Below are 18,047 nucleotides of genomic sequence, written 5' to 3' on the forward strand. Positions count from 1 at the left end.
AAAGAAATCCTGGAAAGAAAAATAAGCTATTTAATACTATCACAAAATACAGAGATCGATATGAACTAATGTTCATATCGATCTCTGTATACTTATTAATACTTATATATTTCTATTTTTTCATTCCTTCCAGATCCATCATGAATGCATAACTCAAGGCAGTACGTTTATAACGCTCAAACCTACCTGACGCACCACCATGACCTGTTTTCATATCGCAATCCATGATTAAAAGATTATCATCAGTTTTTAATTCTCTAAGTTTGGCTATCCACTTAGCGGGTTCCCAATATTGTACCTGACTATCCCAATAGCCTGTTGTAATTAATGTATTTGGATAAGCTTTTGCTTCAACATTATCATATGGTGAATACGATTTCATATATTCATAATATTCTTTGTTTTTTGGGTTACCCCATTCGTCAAATTCAAATGTTGTTAAAGGTATAGTTTCATCCATCATAGTAGATATTACGTCTACAAATGGTACAGCAGCCACTACTCCATTCCATAATTCTGGTTTCATATTCATAATGGCTCCCATTAATAACCCCCCTGCACTACCTCCCATAGCATACATATGGTCTGGACTTGTATAACCTTCATTAACCAAAAAATCGCCACAATCAATAAAATCAGTAAATGTATTCTTTTTCTTAAGTAGCTTACCATCTTCATACCAATGCCTTCCCATTTCTTGTCCTCCTCTAATATGAGCCATGGCATATACAAATCCGCGATCTAGTAGGCTAAGTCTATTGGAGCTAAAAAAAGGTTCTGTGCTACTACCATAAGAACCATAAGAATATAGTAATAATGGAGTTTTACTACTTATTTCTATACCTTTTTTGTATACAATTGATATAGGTACTTTAACCCCATCTCTTACCGTTGCGTATAAACGTTCAGATGTATAATTATCTTTTGAGAAGTTAGCATCTAATACTTCTTGTTCTTTTAAAATAGTTTCTTTCTTCGTTTCCATATTATACTCTATAGTACTTGTAGGAGTAGTTAAAGAAGAATATTGGTAACGAAGAATATTAGTATCAAAATCAAGATTTGTTGTTGGATATGCAACATAAGCAGGATCCTTAAATTTGATATAATGATCATTATCACCATTCCATTTCATCACTCGAATTGTACGTAATCCATCTACTCGTTCTTGTATCACTAAATGCTCTTTGAAAATTTCAAAATTTTGAAGCAAAACATTTTCACGATGAGGAATTACATCTATCCAGTTTTCCTTTGTTGTAGAGGAAATAGGTGTTTTTACTAAACGAAAATTTTTAGCATTAAGATTTGTTCTAATGTAAAAATGGTCATCATAATGATCAACACTATATTCTAAATCTTTTTCTCTAGCTTGGATAAGTTTCCATTCGCCATTTGGAGTATCAGCATTTATATATCTATATTCTGTAGATAAGGTTTGATCACTACCAATCATAATATATTTTCGAGATTTTGATTTATATACGAAACAAAGAAAAGTTTCATCTTTCTCCTCAAAAACTAATTCATCTTGAGATTGATCAGTCCCTAAAACATGTTTATAAATTTTATCTTGTCTTAACGTTATAGAATCTTTTGTAGCATAAAAAAGAGTTTTGTTATCATTTGCCCATACTGCTCTACCACTTGTGTTTTCAAGTTTATCTGATAATAGTTCACCAGATTCTAAATTTTTAAATTGAATTACATAACGACGTCTGGAAACGGTATCTACACCAAATGCTAAAAGCTTATTATTAATACTGATCGACCTGCCTCCAATAGCAAAATAAGAATGATTTTTTGCCATTTCGGGCCCGTTGAGTATAATCTCTTCCTTATTAGTGTCATCTAATTTTTTACGGCAATACAAGGCATAATCCAAACCTTCTTCATAACGTGTATAGTAAGAGTAACCATTATCATTATAAGGAACGGAAGCATCATCTTTTTTAACACGACTAACCATTTCATCAAATAACTTCTTTTGAAGACTATCAGTGTGCTTCATTGCTATATTCTTATATTCATTTTCTGCATTTAGATAATCTAATACATCCTGAGTTTGTGCATCAGGTATTTCAGCATTTTTCTGTTTATCACTTAAACGCATCCAAAAATAATTATCAATTCGGATATCATCATGCGCTTCTAACTTCTCAGGAATTTTTTTAGCAATAGGTGGTTTAATTGATGAATGTTCTATTGATTTTGTTTTCTCTGTATCTGTTTTACAAGCAACAAAGAATATAGTGAAAATGATAAAAAAATAAACGAGTTTTGTTTTCATGATAGTGTAAGAATTAATTGATTGACAAATTTGTAATTGTAAAAATAGTTGAAAATATTCTAGTATTCTACTTAAAAATTAATTCATCAGTTCTATTACCTCTCTTACATTATCGTCAATTACACGTTCTATCAGTAGTCGTTTTGGATCAATAGCCGCTTTTATCGGAATATGATCAACTTCAAATGTAAAGCTCATATTTTGATCAGTAAACAACACTCTTTTTACATGTATCAGTTTTTTTTCGTCTGCATCGGCATATACTCCAATATCAACCCAGTCATGTTGTTGTACATTATGCTCATTACCTAAACTATCTACTTTTATTTTATAAGCTTCAATAGACATTGAAACATCATACTTCCCATTATTTTTAGCAGTATAAGTTGCTGTTTTCAAGCGATAATCATACAGTGTAATCTCTTTTAACCAATCTTTTACAAGATACTGCATTGCATCTGGTATTCGAGATTCTAAATATGATATAAAATCTAAGGTTGTTGGATAGGGAGCGGTTTTATATTTATAATCGTTTAAAAATTCTCTTAAGGACTCATTAATTACTTCCTCTCCAAGATAATCCTGTAAAGCATATAACACTAAACTCCCTTTTCCGTAATGAATATATCCTTGATCCTTTACTTTATATAAAGGATTTTCTTTTTCTGTTTCACGGCTTCTTCCTTTTAAATATTTTTCAAAATCATAAGCCAGGTATTGCTTCATTTTTATATCATCATTAAGCTCTTTTTTCATGACCATTAATGCAGAATACTCAGCAAAACTTTCTGATAGCATTGTAGCCCCCTCTACATTGGCACCCACTACCTGATGTGCCCAATATTGATGAGCCATCTCATGAGCTACTATAGAATAGATGATATTATTATAATTTTTATTTGAAAGATTAGTGATAAACCCTCCTCCTTCTGTATAAGGCATTGTTCCAGGAAATGCTTGAGCAAAATTATAATATCTCGGAATTTCAACAATTCTTGCTTGATGATGAAAATAAGGACCAAAGTTTTCAGTAAAGTACGTTAGTGATTTTTCAACTGCATTAAGCATCATATCGATATTATAATGATGCGTTTTATGATGATAAACCTCGATATCAATTCCGTTCCATTTTTTGCTGGCAACTTCATATTTGGCTGACATAAAATTGGTAAAGTTTAATGATACGTGATCACTTTTATATTTAAAAAAAGATCTTTCTTTTGTAGACCATTGTTTTATGAGTGAGCCAGGTGCAACTGCTATTTGATCATTCGCCGTAGAAATAGTAGTTTCTATTTGCACCCAATCTGATAGATTTTTAGTTATATAATTTCCTGTAGTTACATCTTTTTTAGCCTTCAAAGAATTCATTACAGCTCTCACAGGTAAACCCCTATCTATTCGATTATTAGCACCTGTTATCTCATTATTAACTTCATATCCAAAAGAAGGCAAAATATGAGATGTATCGAGAAATGTTCCGTTTTTAGCGACGCGAATATTTGATACAGAATTTTCAAAACCTTTACTGACATACTTTGTTTCGGCAACAATGTGTATCGTATCATTTGGCAATAATGAAGTATTTAATTTAAAAATCTGATAACCAAGTCTAGTATCATTATACACCAATTTTGAATTTGGAATAGCTATTGTTTTTTTCCAGTTTGAAACTCTTAATTCTAGCCTTGTATTGCTTTCTCCAACAAAATATGTAGTTGTATAATGTAGAGAATCAATTGCTTTTTTGCTTTTGTTTACTAAAGTAATGTAGGATTTAGATTTTACATTCCGCTCATTTGGGTAAATATCAACTTCATATTGTATCGAAGTTATTTTGGGCTGTATAATGTGTTCAAATTGTTTGTATTTTTTCTCATAAGACTCTTGCATATTTTCAATATCATCAGCAGATGTATAAGGATTTAATACTTGAGTATTATAGTAAACAAAGCTAGAGGTTAAGATAAACAAAACAGAAATAACAATTAGACTCAAAATATATCTCTTCGTGAAATATTTTTGTGCAGTTTTTAATCTGTTTTTGAATCCGCTAATGGTTCCTCTTACCCAAAACACACTTGTTATTATGGTAAGTAAAACACCAAATAATATCCAATATAAGTTAAACCAGTTTTTTGCGGTTAACACTGCCCCAAACGCATTTATATCAGAATACAAATAACTTGGTGTAAATCCAAGGTTAACCATATAGGATGAAATCCCTAATGTATCTACTACCAAAAATTCTATTAAGAAAATAAGTAAGATTGACACAAAGTATGCAATATATTTATGGTTTATAAGAATTTGTATCGATATCAAAATACAGGACCAAATCGCATATGTTGGTAAACCCGAATAGAGAAAATCTAAGAGATATACTCCGATTTCCGGATTTGTGTACCCGTTTAACAATTGATATCCAATAGATATAAAAATTAGAAATAGGTCAAAGATGATATTTATAACAATTAGCGATATTATTTTAGAAATGATTAAAACAAAAGAATGATGATAGGTACTATCAACTACTCCATTAATGGTATTTGTTCGCTCTCTCCATACTAACTCCCCACTAAAAAACACTAACATGATCATACCTAGAATCATACTAATGGGACGATTAAAATCAAGGATTTTATAGGTTACAGGATAGGATTGAAGACCATAGTACTCAAAACCATTGATAAGCTTATTAATTAAAGTAAGAGCCCCAAAAATGAGCATTATTTTAAAAGTATTACTTTTTAAAAGAGTATAAAAATTGATTTTAAAGAAACTAATAAACTGTATTGCTGATGTTGTATTATTGAAGTTACTTTTTATTTGAGGGAAATTAAAGCTTTTTGTTTCTGATGTTTTATGCTTTCTTTTCTTAGTAATAGTTGTTTTCTTATTTTTTCGCATAAAAGAAAAGGATATATAAGAGCCAAAAATGATAATTAGTCCAATAGAAAACCAAAGGATTCTATTGACAAGTAACCACCCTGTAAAGGACACGATTTCTATATTTTTTTGAATACCAGTTAAGTATTTGGTATCTATAGTATAAGCTCTTATCCCTAAAATATCAATAAGTGCTGCCAAATTTTCTGTACTGATATCATTTAAAAATGTTCCTGATAATAAATATCCAATTATAATAATAGTAGTAGCTATAAATGAAATAATTGTGCTTTTCCATGTATTCGCAATAGCAAAAATAATCGCACCAGAAATAAACATATTAGGCAAAATAAATAGTAAATAGTTATTTATAAAAGCACCGAAATGAAGCTCTCCTAATCTGTTTTCGCCTATTATTCCAGTTTCAAACCCCATATTAGTACCAATTAAGAAACCAAGAAGTACACCCAATAATGGAATTGTAGATAAAAAAAGAGCACCAAAAAATCGACCAAAAAAATAACCAGCTTTATGGATAGATGTACTAAAAAGAATTTCATCAAAATTATACTGATAATCCCTTAATGCGGCATTATTAAAATAGGTCGTAGCAATTAGCAATCCAAAAATTGACATATTTGCCACATATATTGTCATTACATAGGGAGCATTTCTTAATGTAGTTCCTACTGAGCCTCCAAATGTTATATCATCGTTCAGAACTCCAATGACAGCAATGATTGTAAATATGAAAAAAAATATATAGATCATGGGTTGTTTTAACCCTCTTGTGATCTCTTTTAAAAAGAATGTTTTAAACATCATGTTTTGTTTTAAGATTATACCTAATCAAGAGGCTTAAATAATATTTGTTTTTGCAAAAAAAACATCTTCTAATGTTGGTGAAACTTGAAGAAATCCTTCTCCGGGTATCTGATCACTTAACACATGAATTAGTGGCTTACCTCCTACCATTTTATTTGAAATCACCTTATACATATTTGTATAAGCTTCTAACTCATTTCGTTCTATTAATTTTTGCCAGACTTTATCTTCTAATTCATCAATTACTGATTGAGGTTTGCCCTGGCATATTAATTTTCCTTTATTCATAATGGCCATGTGTTGACATAATTCTCTCACATCTTCGACAATATGCGTAGATAAAATAATGATTACATCTTCTGCTGCATCTGCCAGGAGATTATGAAATCTATTTCTTTCTCCAGGATCCAGCCCTGCAGTGGGTTCATCTACAATTATTAATTTTGGATTACCAATAAGGGCTTGAGCAATGCCAATTCTTTGTTTCATTCCTCCTGAGAATCCTTTAACAGCTTTATTTCGTTTATCATAAAGGTTTACTTTATGGAGTAAATAACGAACTAATTCGGCCCTTTCTTTCTTATGACTTATACCTTTTAAAATGGCTAGGTGATCTAGTAATTGTTTTGCGGTTATTTTTGGGTATACACCAAATTCCTGAGGAAGGTATCCCAATACTTTTCGTAATTCGGTTGGATATTTAAGAATATCTATTTCTCCTAAAAAAACAGAACCACTATCTGCTTCTTGTAGTGTTGCTAATGTTCTCATTAAAGAAGATTTACCAGCTCCATTTGCGCCCAATAAACCAAACATTCCGTTAGAAACTTCTAAAGAAAGATGATCCAGTGCTTTTACCCCGTTTGCATATGTTTTACATAAATCTTGTATAACTAATTTCATAAGTTCGTAGTTTTAGAATCTGGAACAAAAAAAATAGAATGCGTTTGGGGAATCAATTCTTTTTAACGAACAACGCTATACCTGTTGCATATAAGTATAGTTAAACAATGAAATAAATTCATTAATAAAAAGAATCAATTCATTGATGATATAATGATATTCGTTAAATAGAATAGTCCTACTTCGATAGTTTTAGTACATTAGTTTTCTATGAAAAAAAGAATACTTATTCATATCCTCATTCTTATTAGCATATCATTTGTAATCGGATTAATGTTTGCTGTTGCAAATTGGGATACACTTACTTTTGGTTCATTAGCCATTTACTTTTTGCAAGTTGCTTCGGGTATTTTCTTAATACTTGTTCCACCTATTTATTTCAATATATACTGGCTCATCCCAAAATACCTTGTTAGAAAACAATACATTAGGTTTGGTTTAATAATGTCTGTTGTGATTATTGGTTGGGGATCTGTTATAGCTTATATAGAGCCTTGGATGGATCATTATTGGTTTAATCAACCAAAGGAAGAAAAAAACATAGAAAGTGGAATCTTGATTATGGTTTTTATAATGCTAATCACTACACTATTAAACCTCTCTTATAAATGGTTCTTTCAACTTTCTAAAATTAACAAAATCGAAAATGATCGTCTTCATCTTGAATTATCTTTATTAAAAAATCAAATCAATCCACATTTCTTTTTTAATACGCTAAATAATCTATATGCTCTTTCTCTCGAAAAGTCTGATGAAACCCCTTCTGTTATTTTAAAACTTTCTGAAATGATGCGATATACAATTTATGATTGTAAAGCTTCCAAAGTTTCAATTGCTGGCGAAGTAACATATTTAGATAATTTCATTGCTTTACAAAAGATGAGGCATCACAAGCGTGGAATAATTACATTTAAAAAAGAAATTGAAAATGAATCTATACAAATTGCTCCAATGATTCTAATTGTATTTTTAGAAAATGCATTTAAACATGGTTTTGATCTTATCGAAAAAAATGCATTCCTAAATTTTGAATTAAAAACAACAGAAAAAGAGCTATATCTCTATATTGAAAATAATTTTAATGATACAATATCCCAAAATCAATCTGGAATAGGACTTGAAAATGTAAAGAGAAGGCTATCTTTAATTTATCCAAATGCTCATTCTCTGGGTATTATCAAAAAAGACAATGAATTTATAGTAGAGCTAAAATTAAATTTAGAATGAATTGCATAACGATAGATGATGAGCCATTAGCTCACAAAGTAATCAAAAATTATTGTGAAGATCTTTCTTTTTTAACTATCGAAAAAGAATGCTATTCTGCATTTGAAGCTATGAGTTATTTAAATGAAAATCAGGTTGATTTGATTTTCCTGGATATTAATATGCCAAAACTTAAAGGACTAGATTTTTTACGTACGCTAAGTAATCCTCCACTAATTATAGTTACTACAGCATATCAGGAGTATGCTATTGAAGGTTATGAGCTTAATATTATAGATTATCTACTTAAGCCATTTAGTTTTGAACGTTTTCTAAAAGCTATTGGCAAAGCACGAGATCAAAAAAAATTAATGGAAGGAGCACAAAAAGGAAACTCTAATCAATTAACATCAGTCACCAACTCAGTTATCAATACAGATGAAAGTATATTCATAAAAGGGGATAAAAAAATTCATCAAATATCTCTAAATTCAATTTTATATTTAGAAAGTTTAGGTAGTTATGTCAAAATACATCTTGGTCATGAAACGATCACATCCTTGGATAGGTTAACAAATTTTGAAAATATGTTACCTAAAAAACAATTTTTGAGAATACACAGATCATATATCGTAGCCTTAAAAAAAATTCAAACAATAGAGGGTAACCGAATTAAAATAGAAGGTGTTCATATTCCTATTGGTAGTGTTTATAAGCATAACTTAATAGAAGCGATACGATAATTTTAATTTTTATATTACTACCATAAAATCAATACAGGAATATCTATTTTTTGTGATACTTGTTTTAAAATAGCATCAATCCTTCCCTTTTAGCTTATTTCAAGTTTTGTTGTTTTAAATCATTGATGATTTCAAACCTTTTTTGCTGTAATATCTCATTCTTTTTCCTAATAATACAGTTTCTGGTTTTACCTTATCTATATATTCTTTGATACAGTTTTTAATATTTCCGTAGGAAAACTTATACTTTATCGAAATATTATTTTGTTTTTCAATTGTTCTTATAATTTCAACTAATTTGGATTTTGTATTTCCATAATCTTCATGAATTGATCGCATTACAGAAAATTGATTTTCATTTTTTTATAACATCAGTAGGCGCCTTTATATGAAGGACTTCTACACTACTACTCGTTGTTGTTTACTCTGAAAAGGATAACACATTATTTTTTGTTTTTCTATCGATGAGTTTATATTTTGGATCTATTCCAGCTTTAGTTGGTTTTTGATTTACTGTAAGCTCTAATTGAGTAATCTGATTTGTAATTTTGTGCTTTTTTAGATAAATCAATTTATCTTTTCCATTCTTTCCATCAGCATAGATACCAATATCAACCCAATCATTAATACCAATTGATTTTTCGACGCCCAAACTATCTATCCTATATTTCACAGCATCTAAAGTTAAATTTACCCGATACTGATCTTTTGATATAGTAGTATAACGAGCTTCGGTAGTTTTGTTTTCATATAAAGTTATGGTCTCAAATAAATCCATAATAATATATTGCAAATGGTCTGGAGTAACCTCTCTAAAATATCCTAATAAATCTGAAGTAGTAGCGTATCTATCGGTTTGCAATTGCCCATTAAAACCATTCCAATCTCTAATAAATCTTCTTAAGGCAAGATTCACTTTTTCTTCAGATATATAATCTTGAAAAGCATATAGGTTTAAAGCTCCTTTTCCATAATGAATGTACTGTTGTCCTTCTACCAATGCTAATGGTAATTCTTTTTTTCTTTCTGAAGTTCTGCCACTTAGATATCGTTCTAATTCTCCTTTTAAGAATTGTTGAATTTTTTCTTCAGAATACACTTGTTTCATAACCATTAATGCAGAGTATTGTGCTAATGATTCTAATATCATATGCCTACCCTCTACATTGGCTGCCACTAATTGCAACCCCCACCATTGATGTGCCAGCTCATGTGCTGTTATATAAAAAGTCATATCTACGTCCTTTTCATCATCAATATCCATCATAAATCCTATGGCTTCAGAAAAAGGTACCGTACTTGGAAAAGACTGAGCAAAGGTTTCGTATCTGGGGAACTCCATAATTCTCATCTGATGATCCTGATATGGGCTAAAGTTTGTACTAAAATAATCAAAAGATGCTTTCATAGATTTCATCATTCTATCCAGATTGTATTCATGCCCTTTATGATAATAGATTTCCAGATCTACTGGATCTCCTAAACTATCATTTTTTGGAATCCATTGATCTTTCTTTACTTCATAACGAGCAGAAACAACAGCATAAAAATTTATCATTGGAGTATCCATTTTGTAATGAAAATATTTACGGTCTCCTTCTATCCATTCTTTTTTTAATGTACCTGATGTAATTGCGGTTTGATCAGCTTCTGTACCAATAACCATCTCAAAGTTGATTTTATATCCGTCTCCCCCAGACCTTCCATTCATTAACTCTTTGGGGTCATCTATTTTGGCCTTTGTCATTCTAGGAGATAATCCATAATCCCTACGAGTATTATTATCCTTTAGTTCATAGCTTTTATTATATCCTAATGTTGGAAAATGATCGTTATTAAAGAATGTACCATTATAAACTATTTGAGTATTTGATTGATTATCGCCTTCAAACCCTTTTGTAGTATAGGTTTGTTTAAATTCCATTTTTAAAGAATCTCCGGGAACTAAAGGCTGATCTAATGTATAAACATAATAACTGAATTCTTCGAATTCGTTACTAATACTGACTCCTCTGTTAAAGTATACATCCTCTAAAACTACATCATCATTAGCTAACTTTTGAATATGAATTTCTTTAATATTTGTATTGTGCTTGTTTTTAAGTATAAAATACCCTTCAGCAGTATAATTTCTCTCTTTTGGATATAATTCTACTTTTAAATTTACATCTACTATTTTGGGTTGTGGGAGGTATTCATACCTTTTAAGTGTTTTCTCATAATTTGCTTTATATGTTTCTTTTGTTGATGTAGAAAAGTGTGTATTAAGAATATTCGTATTATAAAAGATATAACATCCTGTAGTTATAAAAATAAACATTGCCACTGTTCCTAATTTTATCAGGGAACTATTTAATCGTAATTGACCTAATTTTAAACGCTTTTTTAATTGTGTTTCTGTACCTCTTACAGAAAAAACTACCGTTATAATGAATATAAGCATACATATTGCAATCCAATAAACTTTAAAGAGACTATATGATAATGGAAAGTGACCATATCCATTCATATCAGAATATGTTCCCAGATCACCACCTCCAAAACTATAAAGTCCGTGATTAAAACCTAGTATTAGCAAAGCCAAGGTTACAATAAAGAAAATTAAAACCATCAAATGTCCTATATACTTATGGTTACAAATGGTTTGAAAGAAAAAAGAGATAAAACTAAAGAGCATAAGAAAAGGAAAAATCTCTCCAAAGAAACCAACGGTATAATTTACAAGATCAACCTGGTAATATCCTTTTGAAATCTGAAAAACTATTCCTGATACGATTAAAACTACTATCAATATTAAGTACATAAGTAACAACCCCAGAAACTTTCCTGTTAAATTGATAAAGTCAGATATTGGTAAAGAATCATGTATTAAATTGAGTTTGACATCCCTCTCCTTCCAGATCAGTTCCCCAGAATAAAATACGAGAAGTATCAAAAAGAAAAACATCGACATTTCCTGAAGTTCTTCGATTACCAGATATGTACTTGGATAACTATTTACACCAAATATATTTCCCAAATCAATAGAATTGATAAATATGATACCTATTCCACAAAGTAGTATAGCCAAAAAGGAACCTTCCTTTAGTATAGACCTTAAATAGAAGAATGTATGATGTTTAAGCTGAATAAAATTTGCTTTAATATCATGACGTATATTCACCTTAGGAATTTCTATATCCTCTTGTAATGATTTTTTTTCTTTATTCTGAAAAGCTTTAGACTTCTTTTTTGATCCTTTATCCCGAACTACATTAAAGCTAAATTTGTAAGCACCAACAATAAAGACAACAATTCCTATAATGAGCCAAATTAATCGATTGTATAATAACAATCCATCCATAGGTACCATAGTCAAATTACGCTCTGTAGTTGTCCAAAACCTTACAATTGTATTAATGGTTTGAAAAGAAAATGGATCTAAAGCTGTCACAAAAAATGGATCATCAATCCTCCCTTTGGTTAGCATAGCTGTAATCTGATATAAAACAAAAAATATGATTCCTTGTGTGTATACTACAATGAGTTTACGACTTAGTGCGCCACTAATAAAAAAAATAACTCCTCCACAGAATAAATTTGGTATGACTAAATAAAGAAATGGTTGAAGATAATGCCACAAATTGAAGGTTAGCATATTATCTGTATCTCGCCATGGCATAAACTCTCCTAACATAATACCCAAAAGCAATCCACTATAAATAAATAGTAGGACTACAAAAGAACCCAGAAATCGGCCTAGCAAATAATCCTTTTTCTTAATCGGATTAATAAACATTAGTGATTCCATATTATGATCAAAATCCCTCAATGCTGCAACTCCCATAATCATGGACGTTATCATTGTGAAAATGGCAGTAACAACTGCCATAGTAAAAGCGATAACATAAGGAGCATTTTCTTTTACAGGGTTTAGACCTTTCTCAAATATGAAGTTAACAGCTATTAAAGAAAATAAAAAGACGATTGTAAAATAGATATAAGTATCAGGGCGTTTTGCTCTATATTTAATTTCAAATTTGAATATTTCGTACCACATCATGATTGATTTTTTATTACATTAAAAAAATTAGGGTTGAAGTATGCTAGTTTTATGGATTTAGTCTTTGAGATTAACCAAAAATCTGTGAAAAGTACACATCGTTAAGATCTGCTTCTATAGGAATAAAGTCATTACCGGGATTATGATCACTCAGAACATGAATGATTGGCTTACCTTGTAGTAATTTTTCAGCGATGACCTTATATTCTTGCTTATACATCCCCAATTCATTCTTTTTAATGGTTTTTTGATATACCTTCCCTTCTATCTTTTCAATAGTTTTTGTGGGGTTACCTTTAAGCAATACTTCTCCTTGATTTATAATGGCCATATTGGGACATAATTCTTTTACATCGTCTACAATATGAGTAGAAAGTATCACAATAGTATTCTCGCCAAGCTCACTTAATACATTATAGAATCTGTTTCTTTCAGCTGGATCAAGTCCGGCAGTGGGTTCATCTACAATAACCAATTTGGGGTTAGAAAGTAAGGCCTGTGCAATACCAAAACGTTGTTTCATTCCTCCAGAAAAACCTCCAAGATTTTTCTTTCTATGATCATATAAATTGGTTTTATGCAAAAGTGCTTTAACGATTTCTCTCCTTTCCTTTTTGTTTGTGATTCCTTTGAGAACTGCAAGGTGATTAAGTAATAATTCTGGAGAAACTTTTGGATATAACCCAAATTCTTGAGGTAGATACCCAAGAACTTTTCGAACTTCATTTTTTTGTGTAAGAACATCCAGGTCACCCAGAGTTATTGTTCCTTCATCGGCTTCTTGTAAAGTAGCAATAGTTCTCATTAAGGTAGATTTACCCGCTCCATTAGGACCAAGTAGACCAAACATTCCGGTAGGAATCTCTAGTGAAACATTATTTAGTGCTTTAACCCCATTAGAATAGGTTTTCGAAAGATTTGTTATGTTTAGACTGTTCATATTGATTGATTTTTAAACAAACTTATCAAGTATGTAGGATGCCTTTCAAACAATTGTGATGAACTTAGTTGTATAAGGGATACAAAAACCAAAAGTGTATTTAAAGAGTTTTTATCACACTTTTAGAAGATTTTAACACCGTATAGCGTTTGTTTATCAACTTCTTTGGCTGAACCATTTTATTCAATTAATATTGATCTATGATTTCAATTATTAGAAGATATAAACGTAGTATAATAGCATTAGGGTTTTCTTTATTTTTCCTAATGAATATAGCTTTTTTAGGTGTTCTAGATATATGGTTTACCAGCTCTCTATGTCTTTTTGCTGTGATTTGTATTATGGGATACTCCACTTTTTTTGAGTTCCTTAAAAACAAAATTGATATTCAATCCTGGAAACGTAAGGAATTTAGGGTAATGGCAATATTGATTGCCTTTTTATATTTAATAGGAGCAATCGAAACTGAATCTGATCATAATGCTCTTTCTTTCTTTTTTAGCTTACTATTTTTAGTCATCCTCCTACTTATCTTTATACAATACTATATGGCCAAAAAAAAAATCCGAGCAATCGGTATCTGGAGTATCTCCAAACTTGGTTTTGTAGTGTTATCAATGATCATGATGATGACACTCATTGTGTTATTTATGTATACGGTAGAAGTAGACACGAATCAAAAAGATGTGATACCCTCTGGGAGCGAAGAGTTTTTTGAATTACTCACACCTGTTTTCTTTCTCTCCCTTTTTGTTTTTCTGGCAAATTGGATAATTAGACAGATAAAATCAGTCATTAGGCTTAAAAATGAAAAGGCTCAAACAGAATTATTACATTTAAAAAGCCAGGTTAATCCTCATTTTTTCTTTAATATGCTTAACAATTTGTATGGTTGGGTAGAAAAAGACTCAAAGAAAGCTCAAGAATTAATTCTTAAGCTTTCTGACATGATGCGATATAGTATATATGAAGGAGAGAAAAATTTGGTGCCTCTGGACAAAGAAATATCATATTTAAAAAATTATATCGAATTACATAAAATGCGCTATCATAAAAAGATAGAAATACAATTTGATCTTGATATTGAAGAAGAATATAAGGTGATGCCACTATTGTTTATCATACTTCTTGAGAATGCTTTTAAACATGGTGTAGAAAATTTAAGAGAAAACGCATATGTACATATCAATATGATTGCTAAAAAAAATGAAATCCATTTTATAGTAGAAAATAACTTTGATAATACAGAACTTAATAACCAACCGGGGATCGGTCTTAAAAACCTGAAGCGTAGGCTTGAATTAATGTATCCAGAACAGCACTCCTTATCTTTTATTATAAAAGAAGATGTATATAAGGCAGAATTAACATTAAAGAAATATGATTAGATATATAATTATTGATGATGAATTTGTAGCTCATGATATAATTAAAGGATATTGTGACTTATTGCCCAATATGAGCTTGATGAAGAATTGTTATGATGCACTAGAAGCTTTTGAATATTTAAATAAGAATGAAGTAGATTTGATTTTTTTAGATTTAAATATGCCCAAATTAAAAGGTTTTGATTTTCTAAGAACACTACCATCTCCACCAAAAGTTATTGTTACTACTGCGTATAGCGAATTTGCTCTAGAAGGGTACGAACTTAATATTGCGGATTATCTGTTAAAACCCTTTGGTTTTGAACGTTTTCTAAAAGCAATAAATAAAGCAGTAAGTTCAACCAATAAAGCACAACAATCAATGTCAATAGCGAACGTCGAAAGTCCTGTTGCAAAAACTATTTTTCTGCGCTCTAATAAAAAATACACACAAGTAGGTATTGATACGATTCTTTATATTGAAGCCGCCGGTAATTATACCAAGGTTATTACTATACATGAAACCATTACTATTCGTGAAAAAATCTCTGAAATGTTAGAATTATTACCTAAAGAAGAGTTTTTACAAGTTCATAAATCCTTTGCCGTTGCTAAAAGTCATATAAAGAACATAGAAGGTAATAAAATACACATAAGAGATTATATTATTCCTATTGGGAAGATGTATAAAATAAAAATCAATGAATTACTTAAATAATTGCCTTTCTTGTTGTTAAAATATTAGAATATTCAACTTGGAATTCTATTTCTGCCTCCGTTTTTGATTTAAGTGTAATACGAAAGTTGCATTAAATCCAAAAACAAAATTTCCATCTTTAAAATTAAAATTATTTGGGGTTTGTGTAATAAAATTATCCTCTACCATACCTCTTGTATTGGTCAGCTGAAATTGTAACATTACATCACTTAGCTCCCAGTTTACACCTAATGCAAATGCATCATAGGTATCTATAGACTTTAGAGGATTGAGAACGTAATAGTATTCTGAGACTATAGATACATGGCCTCCCAATTTATATCGACCACCAATCCCAATTGCAAAATGATTATTTGGATCTTCATCAAATGCAGACGAACTCCTATGTATATATGTTGGAGAAAGTTGCATAGAAAATTGAGGCGTGAACTTGCGAGCAATTAATACCTGACTGGTAAATGCTAACTGATCTGTAAAATCCTCAAATCTATTAATATCAGTAAAAGGTCTATTACGTCTACTTCGATATGAACCATTTTGAAATAAAGTCATGCTTATAGGCGATCCTTTTTTATCACTTCGTTGTCTAAGTAACTTATATTTTAAAAATCCATCAAAAATACCATCCAATGTGCTTACTCCTGACCCAAATGTTAATCGATCACTAATACCATACTCTAAAGCCAATCTTGCATTTATCTTATCCGCTACAAACCGTTGACCTTCAAAATTGGGTATATTCCAAAATCGATTCATTGCTTTTATTTCTAACACTCCTTTTTTACGATTTTCTATCGAATGACCAATAGAAATACGTGTAGCTTTAAAAGTAGCAATTTCATATTGTGGGGTATCCGGGTATTCCTTTTCTAATGTGTCGAGTAAACCCTGGCTTTTAACAGAATTACTAAATCCCATCAATATAAAAAAGTATATAATAAAATGTACATTATTTTTCATAAGGCTGGTATTCAAATCTAAATGTTATCGATATATTCTTGGCTATATTAGGAGCCAAAATAGGTGGAATTTTGATGTCAAAATCTTTAACAGCAACTTCAAAATCGCCGGTAAATAAATATTTCCCCTCTGTGTTTTCTATTGTCGCTTTTATTTCTACTTCTTTGGTAATACCATGAATGGTAAGCTCTCCGGCAATCATTCGAGTTTGTACTCCATCCATAAGTGGATCAAAATCTTTAATTTTACCTTCAAAAGTAGCCTTAGGATGTAGATCAGACTCTATATAACTCTCATTAAAGTGCTCATGCATCAACGACTTTTTAAATATAAAAGCGTTCATGAGCATACTTATCGCAATTTCATTTTTTGATAAATCTATGATACTTAAAACCTGATTATTTTTTGCTTCTATATTTTCGACAGAAGTATAAGAAAAGAAAGAAATCTGTCCCTGTCGTGCTATAAATTGATCTGGTTTTGTTTCAAAATCAGCAAAATTTATCAAAAGAAATATCAGAATAATAACTTTATTCATTGATTGGTGTATTAATCAGTATACAATGTAATATAATAGCATCTTTTAGAAACCCTTTACAAACTCCTTTAATCCTTACTTTTTGACCCTTCTTGAGTTTTTTTATTTCTTCAACTTGATCATCTTTCATATCACACAATACACTAGAATATTTATTATTGCCATGCAATAATACAGTATTTCGATTATTTAAAAAAGTAACCTCTTTTACAATACCTTCTACTTCTATAACTTTATTTCTATATACAGAATTTGCTGAATTTTCGTTCAACATAAATAATGATATTAACTCTGAAGAATTAACAGAAGTATCTGTAGACATTGCATCTATATTCTTATAAGAACTTTTGTGAAATTCAAAATATGCATACCCCCCTATAATCAGTAGAGCGGAAAAAAAAAGGAATATTATTTTATTTCTGTTATTCATTTATAGTTCTTAAACAACATAATTAGATTGGTATAGTAAAGCTTTGATTTTATAAATTATATTTTTTACAATATATAGATAATACATCGCTTATAAAACATTGTGTTTTTTCTATACTTTATTTAAAATATGAAATAATAGAGATATATGGTTTTAAAAAAAAGTATTTACGTAAATAGATTTGAATTGTTTTCAT

The 18,047-nt window shown here is 30.1% G+C and carries 13 protein-coding genes; 4 read left to right on the forward strand and 9 right to left on the reverse strand.

Annotated features, from left to right (window positions below; all coding sequences use genetic code 11):
• Positions 1-112 precede the first annotated feature (112 nt).
• From DK442_RS18400 to DK442_RS18410, 3 genes are all read right to left on the reverse strand, one after another.
• A complete protein-coding gene (locus DK442_RS18400; protein ID WP_109437364.1) occupies positions 113-2,290 on the reverse strand; it encodes a S9 family peptidase in 2,178 nt (725 codons plus the stop codon).
• Between the two features lie 78 nt (positions 2,291-2,368).
• A complete protein-coding gene (locus DK442_RS18405) occupies positions 2,369-6,004 on the reverse strand; it encodes a M1 family aminopeptidase (protein ID WP_235010988.1) in 3,636 nt (1,211 codons plus the stop codon).
• Positions 6,005-6,037: 33 nt separating this feature from the next.
• Positions 6,038-6,907 (reverse strand): ABC transporter ATP-binding protein, encoded by an 870-nt coding sequence (locus DK442_RS18410; protein ID WP_109437365.1) that lies wholly within the window; start codon positions 6,905-6,907, stop codon positions 6,038-6,040.
• Between the two features lie 210 nt (positions 6,908-7,117).
• Here DK442_RS18410 and DK442_RS18415 point away from each other — a divergent pair, with 210 nt between their 5' ends.
• Positions 7,118-8,134 carry a sensor histidine kinase gene (locus tag DK442_RS18415; RefSeq protein WP_109437366.1) on the forward strand — a complete coding sequence of 339 codons (1,017 nt, stop codon included), beginning with the start codon at positions 7,118-7,120 and terminating at the stop codon, positions 8,132-8,134.
• Positions 8,131-8,856 carry a LytTR family DNA-binding domain-containing protein gene (locus DK442_RS18420; RefSeq protein ID WP_109437367.1) on the forward strand — a complete coding sequence of 242 codons (726 nt, stop codon included), beginning with the start codon at positions 8,131-8,133 and terminating at the stop codon, positions 8,854-8,856. The genes DK442_RS18415 and DK442_RS18420 overlap by 4 nt, the downstream gene beginning before the upstream one ends.
• A 114-nt stretch (positions 8,857-8,970) precedes the next feature.
• Here DK442_RS18420 and DK442_RS18425 read toward each other — a convergent pair whose 3' ends face one another.
• The 3 genes from DK442_RS18425 to DK442_RS18435 all read right to left on the reverse strand — a co-directional run bounded on the left by DK442_RS18425 (position 8,971) and on the right by DK442_RS18435 (position 13,838).
• Positions 8,971-9,195: a hypothetical protein gene (locus tag DK442_RS18425; protein ID WP_109437368.1), complete on the reverse strand. Its 225-nt coding sequence runs from the start codon at positions 9,193-9,195 to the stop codon at positions 8,971-8,973.
• A gap of 82 nt (positions 9,196-9,277) precedes the next feature.
• The gene (locus DK442_RS18430; protein ID WP_109437369.1) at positions 9,278-12,898 is read right to left on the reverse strand and encodes a M1 family aminopeptidase; all 3,621 of its coding nucleotides are present in this window, start codon (positions 12,896-12,898) and stop codon (positions 9,278-9,280) included.
• A gap of 70 nt (positions 12,899-12,968) precedes the next feature.
• The gene (locus DK442_RS18435; protein ID WP_109437370.1) at positions 12,969-13,838 is read right to left on the reverse strand and encodes an ABC transporter ATP-binding protein; all 870 of its coding nucleotides are present in this window, start codon (positions 13,836-13,838) and stop codon (positions 12,969-12,971) included.
• Between the two features lie 200 nt (positions 13,839-14,038).
• On the opposite strand from DK442_RS18435, the gene DK442_RS28655 reads away from it, so the two are divergent.
• Entirely contained in the window at positions 14,039-15,226 is a 1,188-nt protein-coding gene (locus DK442_RS28655; protein ID WP_235010989.1) for a sensor histidine kinase, read from the forward strand.
• A complete protein-coding gene (locus DK442_RS18445; protein ID WP_109437371.1) occupies positions 15,219-15,923 on the forward strand; it encodes a LytTR family DNA-binding domain-containing protein in 705 nt (234 codons plus the stop codon). The genes DK442_RS28655 and DK442_RS18445 overlap by 8 nt, the downstream gene beginning before the upstream one ends.
• 45 nt (positions 15,924-15,968) lie before the next feature.
• On the opposite strand, the gene DK442_RS18450 is transcribed toward DK442_RS18445, so the two are convergent.
• From DK442_RS18450 to DK442_RS18460, 3 genes are read right to left on the reverse strand one after another with little or no spacing between them, the layout of a single operon-like run.
• A complete protein-coding gene (locus DK442_RS18450; RefSeq protein WP_109437372.1) occupies positions 15,969-16,883 on the reverse strand; it encodes a DUF5777 family beta-barrel protein in 915 nt (304 codons plus the stop codon).
• On the reverse strand, positions 16,873-17,421 hold the full coding sequence (locus DK442_RS18455) for a YceI family protein (protein WP_109437373.1): 549 nt from the start codon (positions 17,419-17,421) through the stop codon (positions 16,873-16,875). The genes DK442_RS18450 and DK442_RS18455 overlap by 11 nt, the downstream gene beginning before the upstream one ends.
• Entirely contained in the window at positions 17,414-17,851 is a 438-nt protein-coding gene (locus tag DK442_RS18460; RefSeq protein WP_109437374.1) for a hypothetical protein, read from the reverse strand. The genes DK442_RS18455 and DK442_RS18460 overlap by 8 nt, the downstream gene beginning before the upstream one ends.
• Between the last annotated feature and the right edge of the window lie 196 nt (positions 17,852-18,047).

The organism is Aquimarina sp. AU119, assembly GCF_900312735.1.
GTDB lineage: Bacteria > Bacteroidota > Bacteroidia > Flavobacteriales > Flavobacteriaceae > Aquimarina > Aquimarina algiphila.